16 protein-coding genes are annotated in these 19,233 nt (G+C 70.1%); 9 read left to right on the top strand and 7 right to left on the bottom strand.

Annotated elements, in window-relative coordinates; genetic code table 11:
- The first annotated feature begins 3 nt into the window (after positions 1 to 3).
- Both BLR91_RS16870 and acs read left to right on the top strand, forming a co-directional pair.
- Positions 4 to 2,346, top strand: coding sequence for an ATP-binding cassette domain-containing protein (locus BLR91_RS16870; RefSeq protein WP_089879820.1), 2,343 nt, complete (start codon positions 4 to 6; stop codon positions 2,344 to 2,346).
- A 152-nt stretch (positions 2,347 to 2,498) separates the two neighbouring features.
- On the top strand, positions 2,499 to 4,478 hold the full coding sequence (acs, locus tag BLR91_RS16865; RefSeq protein WP_089879823.1) for an acetate--CoA ligase: 1,980 nt from the start codon (positions 2,499 to 2,501) through the stop codon (positions 4,476 to 4,478).
- A 122-nt stretch (positions 4,479 to 4,600) separates the two neighbouring features.
- Here acs and BLR91_RS16860 read toward each other — a convergent pair whose 3' ends face one another.
- The 5 genes from BLR91_RS16860 to treY all read right to left on the bottom strand — a co-directional run bounded on the left by BLR91_RS16860 (position 4,601) and on the right by treY (position 13,530).
- Entirely contained in the window at positions 4,601 to 6,376 is a 1,776-nt protein-coding gene (locus BLR91_RS16860; protein WP_089879825.1) for a glycoside hydrolase family 15 protein, read from the bottom strand.
- The gene (locus BLR91_RS16855; RefSeq protein ID WP_089879829.1) at positions 6,373 to 7,230 is read right to left on the bottom strand and encodes a serine/threonine-protein kinase; all 858 of its coding nucleotides are present in this window, start codon (positions 7,228 to 7,230) and stop codon (positions 6,373 to 6,375) included. The genes BLR91_RS16860 and BLR91_RS16855 overlap by 4 nt, the downstream gene beginning before the upstream one ends.
- The gene (gene glgX, locus BLR91_RS16850; protein WP_018189258.1) at positions 7,230 to 9,266 is read right to left on the bottom strand and encodes a glycogen debranching protein GlgX; all 2,037 of its coding nucleotides are present in this window, start codon (positions 9,264 to 9,266) and stop codon (positions 7,230 to 7,232) included. Before glgX ends, BLR91_RS16855 begins: the two co-directional genes overlap by 1 nt.
- 302 nt (positions 9,267 to 9,568) lie before the next feature.
- Positions 9,569 to 11,269 (bottom strand): malto-oligosyltrehalose trehalohydrolase, encoded by a 1,701-nt coding sequence (gene treZ, locus BLR91_RS16845; RefSeq protein WP_089879832.1) that lies wholly within the window; start codon positions 11,267 to 11,269, stop codon positions 9,569 to 9,571.
- The gene (gene treY / locus BLR91_RS16840; protein WP_089879835.1) at positions 11,266 to 13,530 is read right to left on the bottom strand and encodes a malto-oligosyltrehalose synthase; all 2,265 of its coding nucleotides are present in this window, start codon (positions 13,528 to 13,530) and stop codon (positions 11,266 to 11,268) included. Before treY ends, treZ begins: the two co-directional genes overlap by 4 nt.
- A 130-nt stretch (positions 13,531 to 13,660) precedes the next feature.
- On the opposite strand from treY, the gene BLR91_RS16835 reads away from it, so the two are divergent.
- The 5 genes from BLR91_RS16835 (at position 13,661) to BLR91_RS16815 (ending at position 15,776) form a co-directional block, all read left to right on the top strand.
- Entirely contained in the window at positions 13,661 to 13,975 is a 315-nt protein-coding gene (locus BLR91_RS16835; RefSeq protein WP_018189263.1) for a DUF7882 family protein, read from the top strand.
- Between the two features lie 35 nt (positions 13,976 to 14,010).
- Positions 14,011 to 14,565 (top strand): MarR family winged helix-turn-helix transcriptional regulator, encoded by a 555-nt coding sequence (locus BLR91_RS16830; protein WP_089879837.1) that lies wholly within the window; start codon positions 14,011 to 14,013, stop codon positions 14,563 to 14,565.
- 111 nt (positions 14,566 to 14,676) lie between these two features.
- Positions 14,677 to 15,075: a MarR family winged helix-turn-helix transcriptional regulator gene (locus tag BLR91_RS16825; protein WP_231918968.1), complete on the top strand. Its 399-nt coding sequence runs from the start codon at positions 14,677 to 14,679 to the stop codon at positions 15,073 to 15,075.
- 90 nt (positions 15,076 to 15,165) lie between these two features.
- The gene (locus BLR91_RS16820) at positions 15,166 to 15,339 is read left to right on the top strand and encodes a CsbD family protein (protein ID WP_018189266.1); all 174 of its coding nucleotides are present in this window, start codon (positions 15,166 to 15,168) and stop codon (positions 15,337 to 15,339) included.
- Between the two features lie 119 nt (positions 15,340 to 15,458).
- On the top strand, positions 15,459 to 15,776 hold the full coding sequence (locus BLR91_RS16815; protein ID WP_089879845.1) for a hypothetical protein: 318 nt from the start codon (positions 15,459 to 15,461) through the stop codon (positions 15,774 to 15,776).
- Here BLR91_RS16815 and BLR91_RS16810 read toward each other — a convergent pair.
- Positions 15,749 to 16,699 carry a helix-turn-helix domain-containing protein gene (locus BLR91_RS16810; RefSeq protein WP_089879847.1) on the bottom strand — a complete coding sequence of 317 codons (951 nt, stop codon included), beginning with the start codon at positions 16,697 to 16,699 and terminating at the stop codon, positions 15,749 to 15,751. The two genes, BLR91_RS16815 and BLR91_RS16810, sit on opposite strands and share 28 nt — an antisense overlap.
- An 85-nt stretch (positions 16,700 to 16,784) precedes the next feature.
- Between BLR91_RS16810 and BLR91_RS16805 the strand changes: the two genes are divergently transcribed.
- Positions 16,785 to 17,000, top strand: a complete 216-nt coding sequence (locus BLR91_RS16805; protein WP_231918967.1) for a hypothetical protein — start codon at positions 16,785 to 16,787, stop codon at positions 16,998 to 17,000.
- A gap of 51 nt (positions 17,001 to 17,051) precedes the next feature.
- On the opposite strand, the gene BLR91_RS16800 is transcribed toward BLR91_RS16805, so the two are convergent.
- Complete coding sequence (locus BLR91_RS16800; protein ID WP_089879853.1) at positions 17,052 to 18,173, bottom strand: LacI family DNA-binding transcriptional regulator; 1,122 nt, start codon at positions 18,171 to 18,173, stop codon at positions 17,052 to 17,054.
- A gap of 190 nt (positions 18,174 to 18,363) precedes the next feature.
- On the opposite strand from BLR91_RS16800, the gene BLR91_RS16795 reads away from it, so the two are divergent.
- Positions 18,364 to 19,230, top strand: a complete 867-nt coding sequence (locus tag BLR91_RS16795) for an ABC transporter substrate-binding protein (protein WP_018189271.1) — start codon at positions 18,364 to 18,366, stop codon at positions 19,228 to 19,230.
- Positions 19,231 to 19,233 lie beyond the last annotated feature (3 nt).

The following is a 19,233-nucleotide window of genomic DNA, read 5'->3' as shown; positions in this document are numbered from 1 at the left end:
GACATGACCGCAGCGGCCGACAGCCACGATCTGATCCGCGTCCAGGGGGCGCGCGAGAACAACCTGAAAGACGTCAGCGTCGAGCTGCCCAAGCGGCGGCTGACGGTGTTCACAGGCGTCTCGGGGTCGGGCAAGAGCTCGCTGGTGTTCGGCACGATCGCCGCCGAGTCGCAGCGCATGATCAACGAGACCTACAGCGCGTTCGTCCAGGGATTCATGCCGTCGCTGGCCCGACCGGACGTCGACGTGCTCGAAGGGCTGACGACCGCCATCATCGTCGACCAGGAGCGCATGGGCGCGAACGCGCGGTCGACGGTCGGCACGGTGACCGACGCGAACGCGATGCTGCGCATCCTGTTCAGCCGGCTCGGTCGGCCGCACATCGGCTCGCCGCAGGCCTTCTCGTTCAACATCCCCTCGGTCACCGGACGCGGCGCGATCACCGTCGGCGGCAAGACGGAGTCGCGCGAGTTCACGCAGCTCGGCGGCATGTGCCCGCGCTGCGAGGGCATGGGCAGCGTGAGCGACATCGACCTCACCCAGCTCTTCGACGACAGCAAGTCGCTCGCGGAGGGCGCCATCACCATCCCGGGCTACACGGCCGACGGCTGGGCGGTGCGGATCATCGGAAGCTCGGGCTTCGTGCCCGCGGACAAGCCGATCCGCGAGTTCACCGAGCAAGAACGCCAGGACTTCCTCTACAAAGAGCCGGTCAAGGTGAAGATCGAGGGCATCAACATGACCTACGAGGGACTCGTCCCCAAGGTCCAGAAGTCGATGCTGTCGAAGGATGTCGACGCGATGCAGCCGCACATCCGCGCGTTCGTGGAGCGCGCCGTCACCTTCGCGACGTGTCCCGAATGCGGCGGCACCCGGCTGAGCGAGGGCGCGCGGTCGTCGAAGATCGCCGGCATCAGCATCGCCGACGCCTGTGCCATGCAGATCACCGACCTGTCGGACTGGGTGCGCGGGCTCGATGAGCCGTCCGTCCGTCCACTGATCAAGAACCTGCAGCACCTGCTCGACTCGTTCGTCGACATCGGCCTCGGCTACCTGTCGCTCGACCGCCCCTCCGGCACGCTGTCGGGCGGCGAGGCGCAGCGCACGAAGATGATCCGCCACCTGGGGTCGTCGCTCACCGATGTCACGTATGTCTTCGACGAGCCGACCGTCGGGCTGCATCCGCACGACATCCAGCGGATGAACGAGCTGCTGTTGCAGCTGCGCGACAAGGGGAACACGGTGCTCGTGGTCGAGCACAAGCCGGAGGCGATCGCGATCGCGGACCACGTCGTGGACCTCGGTCCGCGAGCCGGCTCGGCCGGAGGCGAGGTCGTCTTCGAGGGCACGGTGGAGGAGCTCCGCTCGAGCGACACCCTCACCGGGCGGCACCTCGACGACCGCGCGCACCTCAAGAAGGCGGTGCGGACGCCGAAGGGAGCACTCGAGGTGCGCGGCGCCTCCGAGCACAACCTGCAGGGCGTGGATGTCGACATCCCGCTCGGCGTGCTGGTGGTCGTCACGGGGGTGGCCGGGTCGGGGAAGAGCTCCCTCATCCACGGGTCCGTGGCGCCGCGCGACGGCGTCGTGTCGGTCGATCAGGGCGCGATCCGCGGCTCGCGCCGCAGCAACCCGGCGACCTACACCGGGATGCTGGAGCCGATCCGCAAGGCGTTCGCGAAGGCCAACGGGGTGAAGCCCGCTCTGTTCAGCGCCAACTCCGAGGGCGCGTGCCCGAACTGCAATGGCGCCGGCGTCATCTACACCGACCTCGGCGTGATGGCCGGCGTCTCGACGGTGTGCGAGGTGTGCGAGGGCAAGCGCTTCGACGAGTCGGTGCTCGAGTACCACCTGGGTGGCCGCGACATCAGTGAGGTGCTGGCGATGCCGGTCACCGAGGCCGAGGAGTTCTTCGCGGGAGGGGAGGCGAAGCTGCCCGCTGCGCACGCCATCCTGCAGCGGCTGTCGGATGTGGGGCTCGGCTATCTGACGATCGGTCAGCCGCTCACCACGCTCTCGGGCGGCGAACGGCAGCGGCTCAAGCTGGCGACGCACATGGCCGAGAAGGGCGGGGTGTACGTGCTCGACGAGCCGACGACCGGTCTGCACCTGGCAGACGTGGAGCAGCTGCTCGGACTGCTCGATCGGCTCGTCGACGCGGGAAAGTCGGTGATCGTGATCGAGCACCACCAGGCCGTGATGGCGCACGCCGACTGGATCATCGACCTCGGTCCCGGAGCCGGCCACGACGGCGGCCGGCTCGTCTTCGAGGGCACCCCCGCCGACCTCGTCGTCGCCCGCTCCACTCTCACCGGCGAGCACCTCGCCCGCTACGTCGGCGCCTGACCCCTCACCCCCCACCGTCGAGTCCGCACAAATTGCACACGAATCGCCGTCGCGGCGTGCAAAGTTTGCGGACTCGACGTTGGGGATGCGCCGGGTTACGGAAGGTTGCGAGGGCGGAGGGGCGCAGGCGGTGGGGCGGATAGCGTCGGAGGGTGAGCACCCCGATCGAGAACCTGGGCCGCGAGACGCGGCTGTACCGGCCATCCGAGGAGTTCGCGGCGCAGGCGAACGTCGACGCCTCCGTGTTCGCGGAGGCCGCCGCCGACCCGGTGGCCTTCTGGGAGCGCCAGGCCGCCCGCCTCGATTGGGCGGAACCATGGCACACGGCACACACGTGGCAACCGGCCGCGCCCGGTGACGACGGCGAGCTGACGGTGCCGCGGGCCGAGTGGTTCGCGGGCGGCCGCCTCAACGCGGCCGTCAACTGCGTCGACCGACACGTCGCCGCCGGCCGGGGCGACCGCGTCGCCCTGCACTTCGAGGGCGAGCCGGGCGACCGCGAGACGATCACATACGCGGACCTTCAGCGGCGGGTGGCGCAGGCGGCGAACGCCCTCACGGCGTTGGGCGTCGGGAAGGGGGACCGCGTCGTCGTGTACCTCCCCGTCATCCCCGAGACGGTCGTCATCACCCTGGCGATCGCGCGCGTGGGCGCCATCCACTCGCTCGTGTTCGGTGGCTTCTCGGCAGAGGCGCTGCGCTTCCGCGTGGAGGACACGGGAGCCAAACTGCTGGTGACCTCCGACGGGCAGTTCCGCCGGGGATCCGCCGTGGCTGTCAAGGCGAATGCGGATGCGGCGGTCGCCGGCGACAACGCGATCGAGCATGTGCTGGTCGTCCGGCGGACGGGCGACCTGACGCCGGACGTGCCCTGGACGCCCGGACGCGACGTGTGGTGGCACGAGGTCGTCGAGACGGCGCCCGACGTGCACGAGGCTGAATCCTTCGACGCCGAGACGCCGCTGTTCATCATCTATACGTCGGGGACGACGGGGCGGCCGAAGGGCGTCGTCCACACCACCGGCGGCTACCTGACGCAGGCGTCGTGGAGCCACTGGGCGCTCTTCGACGCCAAGGACGACGACGTGTACTGGTGCACGGCGGACCTCGCCTGGGTCACCGCGCACACCTACGTGCTGTACGGCCCGCTGTCGAACGGCGCGACCTCTGTCATCTACGAGGGGACGCCGAACACCCCGCACACCGGCCGACACTTCGAGATCATCGAGAGCTACGGGGTGACGACGTACTACACGGCGCCGACGCTGATCCGCACCTTCATGACCTGGTTCCCGGAGGGGCCGGGGGAGCGTTGGGACCTCTCCAGCATCCGGCTTCTCGGGACGGTCGGCGAGGCGATCAACCCGGAGGCGTGGGTCTGGTTCCGCGAGAACCTCGGTGCGGGACGCGCGCCGGTGGTCGACACGTGGTGGCAGTCCGAGTCCGGCGCCGCGATCGTCGCCCCGCTGCCCGGGGTGACCGCGCTGAAGCCCGGCTCGGCGACGGTCGCTGTGCCCGGCGTCACGGTGCGGGTCGTCGACGAGCGAGGCGAGGATGTGCCCCGCGGCTCGGGCGGCTCGATCGTCATCGACGGCACGTGGCCGGCCATGTCGCGCACGGTATGGGGCGACCCGGAACGCTACAGAGACTCGTACTGGCGGCCGTACGCCGACCGCGGGTACTTCCTGGCCGGAGACGGCGCCGCGGTCGACGACGATGGATACATCTGGCTGCTCGGCCGTCTCGACGACGTGATCAACGTCTCCGGTCACCGGTTGTCGACCATCGAGATCGAGTCGGCGCTCGTTGCGCATCCCCGGGTCGCCGAGGCGGCCGTCGTCGGCGTGGGCGACGACACGACCGGACAGGCGGTCGCCGCGTTCGTGGTCCCGTCGGGAGAGACGCCGGGGGAGGCGGACCTCCGCGACCAGGTCACGCGCGAGATCGGCGCGATCGCGAAGCCGCGTCACGTGGTCATCGTCGGTGACCTTCCGAAGACGCGGTCGGGCAAAATCATGCGCCGCCTGCTGGTCGACCTGTTCGACGGCCGGCCGCTCGGCGATACGACCTCGCTGCAGGACGAGACGGTTCCGCACGCGATCGCGGAGATGCTGGCCGCACGGGCGCGCTGACCGGCCGGCGTGCGCGAAAGGGAGGTGCCGCGGGCCGACACGCCGGCGGAATGGCCCGGACGGAGGCGGATGCGGGGCGGAGCCCGCACGATGTCGTCCGTTTCCGACGGCGGCGGGCGCGGTCAGGGACGCAGGTCGGCGATGGTCAGGGCCGCGTCGATCAGTCCCAGGTGGGAGAGCGCCTGCGGGAAGTTGCCCCAGAAGGCGCCGTCCGCATCCATCATCTCGGCGTAGAGGCCGACGTCGTTCGAGCGGCCGACCAGGTCATCCATCAGCGTCGTCGCCTCGTCGATCTCGCCGACGCAGGCCAGGGCGGCGGCGAGCCAGAAGGAGCACGCGGTGAACGGGCGCTCGCCCTCGGCTGCCGCGCCGGTGAAGCGGTAGAGCAGCGGACCGTCGCCCAGCTCGCGCCGGAGCGCGACGATGGTGGAGCGCATCCGTTCGCCCCGGTCGAAGCCGCTGAGAGCATGGAGCAGCACCGACGCATCGAGCTCGTCGTCGTCGGCGGCCATCGTGTACGCGCCGAGGCGCTCGGACCAGCACCGCTCATCCACCCAGGCGTGGATGGCGTCGGCCTCCCGACGCCAGCGCGACGGATTGCCTTCGATCTGACCCAGCTCGACGAGCTGCAGGGCGGCCTGCAGCGCCTGCCAGCATCCCATCTTCGACGAGGTGTGGTGGCGGAGTTCGCTGAGCTCCCACATCCCGGAGTCGGGCAGGCGCCAGATGTCGCAGACGCGGTCGGCCACGTCTGCGACCAGTCGGCGGGTCGGGACGTCGAGCACGTTGCCGGCGGCGGCGTAGGCGAGCGCGACGCTGAGGAGATCGCCGTACACGCCGAGTTGCAGCTGGCCGGCCGCCCGGTTGCCGGTGACGACCGGTCCGATGCCGCGCCAGCCGGGCACGTCGTGCGTCTGCGGCTCGGCTGTCGACTCCTCCCGCAGCCCGTACAGCACCCGCAGTTCGGAGACGTCGCCCTTCACGGCGCGGAGCAGCCACGAGATCGCGGCGTGCGTCTCCTCCCGCAGACCGAAGCGCGCCAGGGCGCGGAGCGTGTACGCGGTGTCGCGGACCCACGCGAAGCGGTAGTCCCAGTTCTTGCCGCCGCGGTCGGTCTCGGGGAGGGAGGTGGTCGCGGCGGCCGCGATGGCGCCGGTCGGCGCGTACAGCAACAGCTTCAGAGCGAGCGCGCTGCGCTGTACGGCGTCATCCCACGGACCCTGATACGAGAAGGTCCGGGACCATAGCTCCCAGTTGCCGATCGTCCGGTCGATCCCGATGTCGACGTTGCTCGGATCGGGCAGGTGCAGCGGCTCGTCGTCGGTCGCGACGATGGTGAGCGTCCGGCGGGAGCCCTCGACGACCCGGATGCGACCGCGGAACCGGGGCGCATCCGCATCCTCCTCGGCGTCGTTGAGGCCGGTGACCCCGATGTTGACCTTCCCGACGCGGAGGATGCGCTTGCCGTCCACTCGCTCCGCCCACGGGCTGCTCCCGCCGAGCATCGTGCCGGGCTCGACCGCCCAGTCCATGACGACCGTTCCGCTGACCCCCTCGATGCGGCGTGCCAGCTCCAGCCACGGCAGGCGTCCGGCGACGCCGGTGACCAGTGCGTCGGTGACCCGCACCGCGCCGTTCTCCGCGATGAAGGTCGTCTCGAGAACGTTGGTGCCGGGAAGGTACCGCCGACGGGTCCGGAACGCGGTGACGGGACGCAGCAGGATGCGGCCTCCGCGCTCCGGGTCGAGCAGCGCCGCGAAGGCGGGGGCGGAGTCGAGGTTGGGGACGGGCAGCCAGTCGACCGTGCCGGAGCGGTCGATCAGGGCGACGGTGCGGCCGTCGCCGAGGGCGGCGTGATCCTCGATCGCGGCCGCAGCCTCCATCCGGTCCGCCGTCACGCCCGCTGCTGGAGACCGGCCGCCGAGATGACCGCCTCGCGGAACAGCGGTGTCAGCTGCTCGGCGGTGGGACGCGCGGCCGGATCCATGGAGGTCATGGCGTGGAGGATGCGTGACCAGACGTCCGGCAGGCCGTCCGGGATGGGCGGCTCGTGCTCCAGCCGGGCCATCGCCGACTCGACGGCGGCGCCGGGGTACGCGACCGAGCGTGTGAAGCACTCCAGCAGGACGAGCCCCAGCGAGTAGATGTCGCTCGCCGAGGTGGCCGGCTGACGCATCGCCTGCTCGGGGCTGAGGTAGGCCGCCGTGCCGGTCGTCTTGCCCTCATCCGGCTGCGAGGGTGTTCCGACGATGCCGCTGGCGATCCCGAAGTCGGTGAGCCGCGCCCGTGCCCGGAAGGTCGTCGTGCCGTACGACACGAGCATGATGTTCGACGGCTTGATGTCGCGGTGCACCACCCCGTTGGCGTGCACGTACTCAAGCGCCTCGGAGATGTCGTAGGCGACCTCCGCGATCTCCTCCAGCGTCAGCTCCCGCTGGGTCAGCATGCTGGCGAGGTCGGTGCCGGAGACCAGCTCCATGATGAGGAACGGCCGCGGGTCCTTCGGAGAGGAGTAGTCGATCCCGGCGTCGATCAGCGAGACGATGCCGTGGTGGCTCAACCGCGCGAGCGCCGCCTGCTCGGTGCGGTACTGCGCCATCTCCTCCTCGCCGCCCGACCGGTACAGCTTGATGGCGACCTCGCGCCCCAGCAGCTCGTCGGTCGCGCGGAAGATGCTGGCCTCGCCGCCGCGGCCGATGACGTGCTGCGGCCGGTAGCGACCGAGCAGCGCGGGGATGGTGGACTCGGGCATCAGCTGCTCCGCGACCTCAGCAGGGCGAAGGAGGACTCGCCGAGGATGACGCTCTCGCCGTCGGCCAGGGCAAGCTCGGGGTCGCTCGAGAGCTCCAGCTCCCAGTGCGAACCCGGGGCGTCGGGGAGCACGAACTCCACACCGTTGCCGGCCGCGTTCAGCATGAGCAGGAACGAGTCGGCCCCTTCGTGCCGCAGCTCGAATGCGATCGAGCGCGCCTCGGGATCCGCCCAGTCCTCGTCGGCGAACGGCTCGCCGTCCGCCCGGACGATGCAGACGACATCCGGGCCGCCGACGTCGGGTGCGTGCCGGTACCACTCCGGCCGGAGGGCGGGCTCGGTGCGGCGCAGGCGGATGAGCTTGGAGGTGAACTCGTGCAGCTCCCAGTCGGCGTTCTGCCAGTCGAACCAGGAGATCTCGTTGTCCTGACAGTAGGCGTTGTTGTTGCCCCGCTGCGTGCGCCCGATCTCGTCGCCGCCGAGGATCATCGGGACGCCGGCCGACAGCAGGACCGTGGCGAGGAAGTTCTTGCGCTGCCGCGTGCGGAAAGCGTTGATGCCGGGGTCGTCCGTCGGACCCTCAACGCCGTAGTTACTGGAGCGGTTGTCGGATTCGCCGTCGCGGTTGTCCTCGCCGTTCGCCTCGTTGTGCTTCTCGTTGTAGCTGGTGAGGTCGGCGAGCGTGAACCCGTCGTGCGCGGTGACGAAGTTGACGCTCGACAGGGGAGCGCGGCGCGAGTCCTCGTAGATGTCCGGGCTGCCGAGCACCCGCTGCGACAGGGTGGACAGCACCCCGGGGGTGCCGCGCCAGTAGTCGCGGACGTCGTCGCGGAACTTGCCGTTCCACTCCGACCAGCCAGCAGGGAACCCGCCCAGCTGGTAGCCGGCGACGTCCCACGGCTCGGCGATCAGCTTCACCTGCGCGAGCGTCGGGTCCTGCTGGATAAGCGTCAGGAAGGCGCTGTGGAGGCTGGCGTCGCCACCCTGGCGCGTCAGCGTCGTGGCCAGGTCGAAGCGGAACCCGTCGATGTGCATGTCCTCGACCCAGTACCGCAGCGAGTCCATGATGACCTGCAGGGCGGCCGGGTGGCTCACGTTGAAGCTGTTGCCGGTGCCGGTCGTGTCGAAGTAGTGGGCGGCATCCCCCTCGACGAGCCGGTAGTACGACGGGTTGTCGATGCCCTTGAAGCTGTACGTCGGCCCGAGGTCGTTGCCCTCCGCGGTGTGGTTGTAGACCACGTCGAGGATGACCTCGATGCCGGCGGCGTGCAGGGCCTTCACCATGCCCTTGAACTCGTCGACCTGGTGCCCGGTGTCACCGGTCGCCGAGTACTCGTTGTGCGGGGCGAAGAAGCCGATGGAGTTGTAGCCCCAATAGTTGCGGAGGCCCTTCTCCTGCAGGTGCGCATCCTGAACGAACTGGTGGATGGGCAGAAGCTCCACTGCGGTGACGCCGAGGTTCTTGAGGTACTCGACGGCGGCGGGATGCGCCAGCCCGGCGTAGGTGCCGCGGAACTCCTCGGGCACCCACTCCATCAGCTTCGTGAAGCCCTTCACGTGCAGCTCGTAGATGATGGTCTCGCTGAGCGGGGTGTGCGGGCGCTCATGGTCGCCCCAGTCGAACTCCTGCGGGTCGATGGCGATGCCGAGGGCGACGTGGCGGGCGCCGTTGGTGTCGCTGCGGCGCTTCGGGCGGCCGAGCTGGTGGCCGAAGACGGCCTGCGTGTTGTCCCACGACCCGGTCACGGCACGGGCCTGCGGCGCGAGCAGGACCTTGGCCGGCGAGAACCGGAGCCCGTTGGCCGGATCCCAGGGTCCATCCACGCGTAGCCCGTATCGCGTTCCTGCGGTGAGGTCGGGGACGAACCCGTGGAAGACGTGGCCCGTGCGCTCGGTGAGCACGGTCTGCTTCTCACGGCCGCGGTGGTCGAAGATCGAGACGATGACCTTGTCGGCGCGCTCGCTGTAGACGGCGACATTCGCGCCGCCGTCGCGCAGGGTCACCCCGAGCGGGTACGGCGTGGAGGCGGCCGTCACAGGGACGACCCCTGCGAGCGGCGTGCGCTGGGGGCGGTCCGGCGATAGGGCCGGGGGCAGGGTCGGGACACGGTGCCTCCGTTCGGTAGAACGCCACGATACCTGCGCGGTGACACACCCATCCAGGCATTGACACGGGGGTTGCGGACCGTTAGGCGCGCGGCTTACGCGTCGCGCAGGCGCTCGAGCAGGCCGGAGTTGCGGCTGACGATGCGATCGATCATCTGCTGCGTGGTGGGGTCATGCGCCGCGGCTGTCATCCCTCCACCCTATCGAGAGAAGTATTGCATATATAAGCGGACCTACCGCCGCGTCACGCGCACGGCCTCACCGAACGCCGCGACGGCATTCGCCGGCGCTTCGCCGAGGCCCGTGCCCGACAGGCTCACCTCGACGAGCAGCTCGCCGCGGCGGAACCGGAAGACGCCGTCCGTGTACGCCACCTCGGTCGCGGGCGCGTCGGCGGGGATCGTCCGGCGCAGGGCGGTGAGGGTGCGGTACCAGTCGAGCATCCGCGCGTTCTGCGGTCGCTCCGGCTCCGACCAGTCGAGCTTGGAGCGCAGGAAGGTCTCCGGGTCCTGCGGGTCGGGCACGACGGCGGGGTCCCAGCCCATCTTGGCGAACTCCGCGATGCGGCCCTCGGCGGTCGCCTTCCCCAATTCGGGCTCGGGATGCGAGGTGAAGAACTGCCACGGGGTCGTCGCGGCCCACTCCTCGCCCATGAAGAGCATCGGCGTGAACGGGCCGAGCAGGGTGAGGGCTGCGGCCGCCGCGAGACGTCCGGGGTCGAGCGTCGCGGTGAGGCGGTCGCCCGCGGCGCGGTTGCCGATCTGGTCGTGGTCCTGGCTGAACACGACCAGGCGGGTGAAGGGGATGTCCGGGTCGATCGGGCGGCCGTGGTGGCGCTCGCGGAAGCTCGACCAGGTGCCGTCGTGGAAGAAGCCGCGCTGGAACACCTTCACCAGCGCCTCCGGGCGGGCGAAATCGCTGTAGTAGCCCGTGTCCTCGCCGCTCAGGGTGGCGTGGATCGCGTGGTGCACGTCGTCGTCCCACTGCGCGTGGAGGCCGTAGCCGTGGTGCGAGCGGGTGCGGATCAGCTTCGGGTCGTTCAGGTCGCTCTCGGCGATCAGGGTGCGCGGCCGGCCGGTCTCCCCGGCGAGCTCGTCGGCGAGGAGCGCGAGCTCCTCGAGCAGGTGGGTGGCTCGGTGGTCCTGCAGGGCGTGCACCGCATCCAGCCGCAGACCGTCGACGTGCATCTCGCGCAACCAGTACTCGGCGTTGTCGAGGATGTAGCGGCGCACCTCGTCGGACTGCGGGCCGTCGAGGTTGATGTTCACCCCCCAGGTGCTGGCGCCCTGGCCGAGGTACGGGCCGAACTTCGGCAGGTAGTTGCCGCTCGGGCCGAGGTGGTTGTAGACGACGTCCTGGATGACGGCGAGACCCCGGCGGTGGCACTCCTCCACGAAGCGCTGGTACGCCGCCGGTCCGCCGTACTGCTCCTGGACGGCGTACCAGAGCACGCCGTCGTAGCCCCAGTTGTGCGTCCCGTTGAAGGCGTTCACCGGGAGCAGCTCGATCGCGTCGACGCCGAGGCCGATCAGGTGGTCGAGCCGCGCGGCGGCGGCGTCGAGGGTGCCCTCGGGCGTGAAGGTGCCGATGTGCAGCTCGTAGATCACGGCGCCGGTCAGGTCGCGGCCCTCCCACGCGCCGTCGTCCCAGGCGTGGGCACGCGGGTCGAACTCCCGGCTCAGCTCGTGCACGCCGTTCGGCTGGCAGCGCGACCTCGGATCGGGGAAAGGGCCGTCGCCGTCGACGAGGAAGCCGTAGTCGAGGGGTTCGGTCGGGAGCTCCGGCGCCTCCGCCAGCTCCCACCATCCGCCGGTCGGGCTCGCGTCGGACGCGGGCACACGCGCGAGCGGGAAGGTGCCCAGGCCGCCGAGCACCACATCCACCGATCGCGCCTCCGGGGCCCACACGGGGAACCGGCGGTCGGCGGCGGTCATCGGGCCACCGCCAGCAGGGCGACCGGGTAGGTCTCGAACACGGAGGCGAGCGGGACGCGGCCCGAGTAGTCGCGTCCGGTGAGTTCGTCGCGCATGGGCTCCTCTCCCAGGTCGATGGTGGTGTCCGCCCATCCGCCGGTCGCGGAGAGCCCGACGGGCAGGCGGGTGGCGAGCGCGATCGCACCGCCGCGGTCGAACCCGACGAGGTGGCCGGCACGCGAGCCCTCGGCGTAGACGGGACGGTAACCGCTGAACAGCTCCGGCCGGTCGCGGCGCAGGCGGAGCGCCTTGGCGGTGATCAGCTCTTTCGCCGCGCCCGACGAGTCGATCTCGGGCTGCCATCCCTCGTCGATGTGGGCGAGGAGGGCGGCTGCCGCGTCGAACTCGACGGGACGGCGGTTGTCGGGATCGACGAGCGAGCGCTCCCAGCGCTCCGACCCCTGGTACACGTCCGGGATGCCGGGCGCCATCAGCTGCAGGAGCTTGGCGCCGAGGCCGTTGCTCGCGCCGGGCGCCTCGATCACCGCCGCCAGGGCCTCGACCTCGGCCCGCACCCGCTCGTCGTCGAAGGCGGCGTCGACAGCGGCGAACATCCGTTCCTCGAACGCCTCGTCGGGATCGGTCCAGCCGGTGGATGCGCCCGCCTCGCGCGCTGCTTTCAGGGCGTAGTCGTGCAGGCGCTCCCGCGACGCGGGCCACGCGCCGACGATCGACTGCCACAGCAGGCTCTCGAGCGAGCCGTCGCCGAAACCGACGCGCTCGCGCACCGTGCGCAGGAACCGCTCCCAGCGGCCCGGCAGCTCGGCCAGCACGTGAATGCGCGCCCGGGTGTCCTCTCCGCGCTTGGTGTCGTGGGTCGACAGCACCGTCATCGACTCGGGGAGCCGGCGCTCACGATCGCTCTGCCGACGGTGGAACTCCTCCGGCGAGAGCGCGAACTCGGACGGGTCCGCGCCGACCTCCGTCAGCGAGACGAGCCGCGTGAAGCGGTAGAAGGCGTTGTCCTCCACGCCCTTCGCCATGATGGCGCCGGTGGTCTGCTCGAACCGGTCGCCCAGGCGGTCGACGATACGAGCGATCACGGGTGCGAGGTCCGGACGCGTCGCCGCGGCGGCCTGACGTGCCTCCTCCAGGTATTCGTCGCCGTACGGCAGATAGCTGCGGTACACGGGGAACCACGCCGCCAGCTCCGCGACGGCGTCCGCGATCTCCTCGTCCGTCCCCTCGCCGAGCTCGCGGACGACCCGGAGCACCTCGGAGCGCAGGATTCCGTCGGCGACGGCGCGCTTGCGGCGGTGGACGAGCTCCACCCAGTCCTGGCTCTCCTCGCGCTCGTCGATCTCACCCGCCAGTGCCGTCAGCGGTCCCTCACCCGACGGGTCGACGAAGACGCGGTCGATGATCGCGAGGGCGTCATACCCGGTGGTGCCCTGCACGGGCCAGTCCGGCATCCGCTCGTCGCCCTCGATGATCTTCTCGACCCAGATCGGGGCGTCGCCGGCGAGGTCGCGCAGGCGCTCCAGGTACTGGCCGGGGTCGCGGAGGCCGTCCGGGTGATCGACGCGGAGGCCGTCGACGAGCCCCTCGCCGAGCCAGCGGCCGATTTCGCGGTGCGTGTCGTCGAACACCCGCTGGTCCTCGACGCGGAGGCCGGCGAGGGTGCTGACGGCGAAGAACCGGCGGTAGTTGAGCTCGGCGTCGGCCCGGCGCCAGGACATCAGCTCGTAGTGCTGGCGGGCGTGGACCTCGCGAGGTGTTCCATCGCCGGTGCCGGCCGCGATCGGGAAGCGGTGGTCGTAGTAGCGCAGCTCGCCGTCCTCGATGCGGAGGGCGTCCTGTTCGTCCGGGCCGTCGCCGAGGATGGGGAGACGCAGACGTCCGTGGCCGAACTCCCAGTCGATGTCGAAGTACGAGGCATACGGCGACTCCTGGCCGTTCTCGAGCACATCCCACCACCAGGCGTTGACCGCGGGGGTGGCGACGCCCATGTGGTTGGGGACGATGTCGACGAGCACCTTGAGGCCCCGGCCGTGCGCGGCGTCGGCGAACTCGCGCAGCGCCGCAGGGCCCCCGCGCGACGCATCCACTCGACTGTGGTCGACCACGTCGTAGCCGTGCATCGAACCCGGCTCCGCCTCCAGGAGGGGCGACAGGTAGACCCAGTCGGCGCCGAGGCGCTGGATGTGGTCGAGCACCTGCGTGGCGTCGCGGAGGGTGAAGGCGGGCGAGATCTGGAGGCGGTAGGTGCTCACAGCGTTCATTCTCCGGGAGGGCGGGGCCGCCGAGTAGGGCTTGAAATGGATCGCCCGGCATTTTGCTAGACGAGCAAGCAATATGATTAGACTAACTACATATCCGCTGGATCAGCGAAGGAACCGAGGAGGGCGTGGGTTGGGAGTACTGAGCTACGGGGGAGCCGACTACGAGTTCTCGGATCGGCTGCTGGCCCACGTGCAGGTCGTCATCACGACGAAGCTGCGGCGCCGCGAGTCCTTCGCCCTCAGCTGGATCCGCGAGGGCGACGGTGGCCGCGAGGCCATCTGGGTCGACAACGGTCTTCCCATCCGCTTCCGCTACGACGAGGGAGTGATCGCGCCGCTCAACCGCGAGTGGCTCGAGTCGCTGATGGATGGCACGCACCGGCCCAACGGGCTCCTCGTCACGCCAGAACCCTCGCCGTCGTCAGGTCCGAAAGGGAAAAGCTAGGCCGTCTAGTTTGTAGGTGCTCTATCGTTAAGGGCATGACGTCCGAGACCCGGGGATCGGCGCACTACTGGTACGAGGAGCGCGCGGGCCAGCGCACTCCCGGCATCGAGGTGCTCGAGGCGATGCGCGCCTACGGCGTCGCCGAGTCGGCCATGCGCCGACGGTCCGAGGGCGTGCTGCGCATGAGCGAGAACGACGTCTCCGCGATGCGCTACCTGCTCCGCGCGCAGGAGGCCGGCCGTACGGTCGGTCCGAAAGAGCTGGCCGAGTACCTCGGCATCCAGAGCTCGTCGGTGACCGCCCTGCTCGATCGGCTGGAGCGCGCCGGCCACATCCAGCGCCAGTCGAGTCCCTTCGATCGGCGCGCTCTGATCGTCGTCCCGACCGTTCCGAAGGACGAACTGCAGCGGGCGATCCTCGGCGACATGCGCCAGGAGCTGGTCGACGTGGCGGCCTCCCTCGACCCGGAAGACGCTGCGGTGGTCATCGACTTCCTGCAGAGGATGCGCGAGGCGGTCGACCACATCGACGCGGCGGAAGCGGCGGGTCAACCGAACCGGTCCGGCGACCGCACGCGCAGCAGCACGTAAAATCGGACCATCGAAGCACAGACCGGCGGGCGGTACTGGTACGACCGTGCGGACCCGCATACCGTTGACGTCCTGAATGCGCTGCGCGACTACCGCGCCGCCGAGCAGGCGATGCGTCGTCGTACCCGCGAGTCCATGCGGATGGGCGAGAACGATCTGCGCGCTCTGCGGTTCCTGCTCAAGCGGCAGAACGAGGGGGTCCCGGCGACCCCCGCCGAGCTCGGTGCTCTCCTCAAGCTGAAGTCGTCGTCGGTCACCGTCATGCTCGACCGCCTGACCGTGGCCGGCTGGGTCACCCGGCAGCCGCATCCTGTCGACCGGCGCAGCCTGGTGATCGTCGCAACGCCCGGAGCCGACGAAGAGGTGCGGCACACCCTGGACGCGATGCACCGCCGGATGCTCGAGGCCGCCTCGGAGCTGGACGAGCGCCAGGCGGAGATCGTGAAGAGCTTCCTCGACCGGATGTCCTCCGCACTCGAAGGCCTGGACCGCAGCGACAGCACCTCCTGAGCGTCACGTGAGAGGTCGCTCCGCGGGGGTAGACCCGCCTCCGCAACGGTGGGAGCGTCGATGACGAAACGGACCACGAAAGGGGACGTCATGGGACTGGACGACAAGATCGAGAACGCCGGAGAGAAGCTGGGCGGAAACGCCAAGGAGGCCACGGGTAAGGCCACCGGCGACGAGCGTCTCGAGGCCGAAGGCAAGGGCGACCAGATCAAGGCCGACGTCAAGCAGGCCGGCGAGAAGATCAAGGACGCCTTCAAGCACTGACCCTCAGACGACCACGAGGCCCCCGACCCGGATTCCGGTCGGGGGTTTCGTCGTGTTAACCGGCATGTCGAACGGATGTTGCCTATCGTTCACCCGGTCCGCGGAGTAGTTTCCGGTGCATGGGAGACCGGACGGATCGCGCCAGGGCGGCGCGGAGGGCGGGGATCGGCGCACTGCTGGCGCTCCTCACCCTGGTCGCGACGGTCGCGCTCGCCGTCGCCATCCCGACGCAGGGGGAGAACCCGCGTGCCTGGGGTGTGATCGTGTGCGGGCTGGTCACCGTCGGCCTGTGCAGCGACTTCGCCCTCCGCAACCGGCGGCTGCTGCGGCACTACCGTGGCGACGATCTTGTGCCGCCGCACCATTCGGTTTCGCGGGATGCGGACCCGCGGCGCCACGTGCCGGCACGTCAGGCGCGCGCGAAGGCCGCCCGGTAGCGCGTCGGGGGCACGCCGACCTCGGCGTCGAAGTGGTGGCGCAGGAGGGTGGCACTGCCGAAACCGCACTGGCGCGCCACCTCGTCGATGGGCAGGTCGGTGGTCTCCAGCAGCAGCCGGGCGTGCAGGATGCGCTGGGTGGTGAGCCACTGCATCGGGGGCACGCCGGTCTCCGCGACGAAGCGCCGCGAGAAGCTGCGGGTCGACATGTGCGTCCGCTCGGCGAGACTGCCGACGGTGTGGGTCTCGTCGAGGCGTTCGGTGAGGTAGTCGATGAGCTCGCTGAACGTGTCGTCCTCGCAGTCGCTGACCGGCTTGTCGATGTACTGACGCTGGCCGCCGTCGCGCTGCGGCGGCACGACCATGTTGCGCGCGATCGTGTTCGCGACGGCGCTGCCGAGCTCGCGGCGGACGAGGTGGAGGCTGGCGTCGATGCCGGCCGAGGTTCCCGCGCTGGTGATGATGCGGCCGTCGTCGACGAACAGTACGTCCGGGTCGACGCGGGCCTCCGGGAAGCGGCGCTGCAGCTGGTCGGAGTAGCGCCAGTGCGTGGTGCAGTCGTGTCCGTCGAGCAGGCCGGCGGCGCCGAGGGCGAAGGCACCGGAGCAGACGCTGAGCAGGATCGCGCCACGGTCGTATGCCCGGCGGAGCGCATCCAGGAACTCTTCGGGATACTCGTCGCGGATGGTGGCGGCGGGGACGGCGATGAGGTCGGCGTCGTCCATCGCCTCGAGGCCGTAGGGGGCGGTGACGCTCACGCCGACCGGGCTGACGACGGGAGTGCCGGGGGTGATGGAGCAGACGCGGAAGTCGAACGGCTCGAGCCCGGCATAGCTGCGGTCGAGGCCGAAGACCTCGCAGACGACCCCGAACTCGAACATGGCGAACTCGTCGATGAGGGGAACCGCGACGGATCGGATCATGCCGTCAGTGTAATGGCCGTATCTTTGCGAAGATAGACCTGAAGCCATCTCGTGTCCGAATCTTTACGTCCGTAACGTGAAGGTCATGGCGAACACGACATGGACACAGGGGATGGAACACAGCTGGGTCGCGCGTCCGGCCCGGACGAACGGCGGAGAACCGCCGCGCCGGCGCCGGTTCGTGCTCAGCGATTGGCTGCCCGCGGCGATCCTCGCGCGCGGCGGACACGTGAACCGCGAGAGCGAGCGGGCGCTCGGCGACCTGCGGGCGATCCAGGCGGCGCGCGAGACGGGTCGCTGACGTCGGCCCAGCCGCATGCAGGGGGCGCAACACGCCGTTATGGCGCCGCCATTACGGCGTGTCGCGACCCACGGAATCGGTGAGGGCGGCGACGGGCCGGGCAGCGGCGCGGGGCGCCGGTCCGACCGACGAGCGATGCAGCAGATCGGCGTCGAAGACGACCGCGGCGTCGTCCACCCGCTCGCCGTGGATGCGCTCCAGCGCACGGCGGGCCGCCGCGGCACCCAGCTCGTAGATCGGCTGCTCCACGACCGTCAGCGGCGGGGTGGTGATGCTGGTCCACTCGGGGTTGTCGAACGAGATCAGGGACACGTCGTCCGGGATGCGCAGCCCGAGCGTCCGGATGGTCTGGAAGACCGTCATGGCGATGAGACTGTCGGACGCGATGATCGCGGTCACGGGGTCGTCGTCGTCGAGCAACTCGCGCGCCACCACATCCACTCCGCGTCGGCGGGCGTCGAGGCGGATGTTGCGCTCGGGTGAGGGGATGCCGGCCGCGGTGAGCGTCTCGAGCACGCCGGCGACGCGGTCGGCGACGCTGGACATGGTGATGCGATCGCCGGGCGTGTAGTGCGACGCCGGGTGGTCGTGTGTCGAGATGAAGGCGATGCGGCGATGCCCCTCGGCGAGGAGCTCGGCGGTGGCTCGTGCGGCGGCTGACCGGTTGTCGACCGTGACCGAGTCGTAGGGCTCGCCGTCGGCCCGGCGGTCGAGCAGGACGAGTGGGCGGCCGGCGGCGCCGACGGCGGCCAGGTGGGCCACCCGCGCCGAAGAGGCCGGCGCCACGATGAGGGCGTCGACCTGCTTGTCCAGCAGGACGTCGACGGCCGCCTCCTCCGCATCCACATCCTCGTCGGAGTTGGTGAGGATGACGTCGTAACCGGCTTTGCTGGCGACGTCGGAGATTCCGCGCATGGCGTGCGCGAAGAACGGGTTCTCGATGTCGCCGACGACCACGCCGATCGTGTTCGAGCGGCCGGTGTTCATGGAGCGGGCCAGTGCGTTCGGGCGGTAGTTGAGCTCCTCCGCCGCGGCCAGCACGCGCGAGCGGACCGCATCGCTGACCTGCCCGTAATCGCCCAGGGCGCGGGCGGCCGTCGCCTTGGACACCTTGGCCGCGCGGGCGATGTCGGCGACCGTGACGGCGCGCCGGGATGCGGGGCGTGGGGACATCGGTGCCGCCTTCCTCCTGCGAACTCCGAGTGTTGACGAACGCGGGAAACGTGATGTAGCGTCCCAGAAAACCAACTGAGACCGGTCTCAGCGTAATCGCCAGAGACCGGTCTCAGCAACCCGCACCGATCGACGAGGATCACACGTCCCGTTTCTCGCCGACCATCCCCCAGACGATTGGACCCCCGCAGTGAAACGACGCACCATCCTCCGGCCGGCCGGGCTGTTGGCCGCCGCGGCAACCGCCGCCCTGGTCCTGGCTGCCTGCAGCGCCGGCGGCGCCTCCGGCTCCGCGACGAAGGACAACCCCTACGGCCTCATCGAGGCGGGCACGGTTCGGGTCGCCAGCCTCGGTGACGCCAAGCCGTACACCTTCACCGATGCCAAGGGCGACTTCACCGGCTTCGATGTCGAACTGTTCACCGACGTCGCCAAGCGCGCCGGCCTCGGCAAGGCCGTGTTCACGGGCCAGGACTTCTCCGGCCTGCTCGCCGCCGTCGCGAACCACCAGTTCGATGTCGGCGTCGCCGCCATCGGCATCACGGACGAGCGCAAGAAGACGGTCGACTTCTCCGACGGCTACCTGGCGGGCTACCTCACCGTGCTCACCACGAAGGCCAGCGGCATCGACTCCGCGAAGGACCTCGCCGGAAAGCGCCTCGGCGTCGTCCAGGGCACCCTGCAGGAGGCGTACGCCGTCAAGAACTTCCCCAAGGCGAGCCTCGTGCGCTTCCCCGACAACAACGCGGCCGTCTCCGCGGTCAACAGCGGATCGGTGGATGCGCACTTCCTCGACTACGAGGCGGCCAAGAGCTACGTCGCCCAGTACCCGACGTTGAAGGACGCGGAGGACATCCCCTCGTTCGACGCCCCCGCCGGCTTCGCCATCGCGAAGGGCAACCCCGCCCTGAAGAACGCGCTGAACAAGGCGCTCCACGAGGCGATGGAGGACGGCACCTGGAAGAAGCTCTACCAGAAGTGGTTCCCCGGGTCGCCGATGCCGACCCAGTACCTGCCGAAGGCGGAGCAGACCTCGACGCCCACCCCGTCGAAGTAGGAG

It is taken from the genome of Leifsonia sp. 466MF (assembly GCF_900100265.1).
Lineage (GTDB): Bacteria > Actinomycetota > Actinomycetes > Actinomycetales > Microbacteriaceae > Leifsonia.
This window is presented reverse-complemented; position numbering and strand designations above follow the sequence as displayed.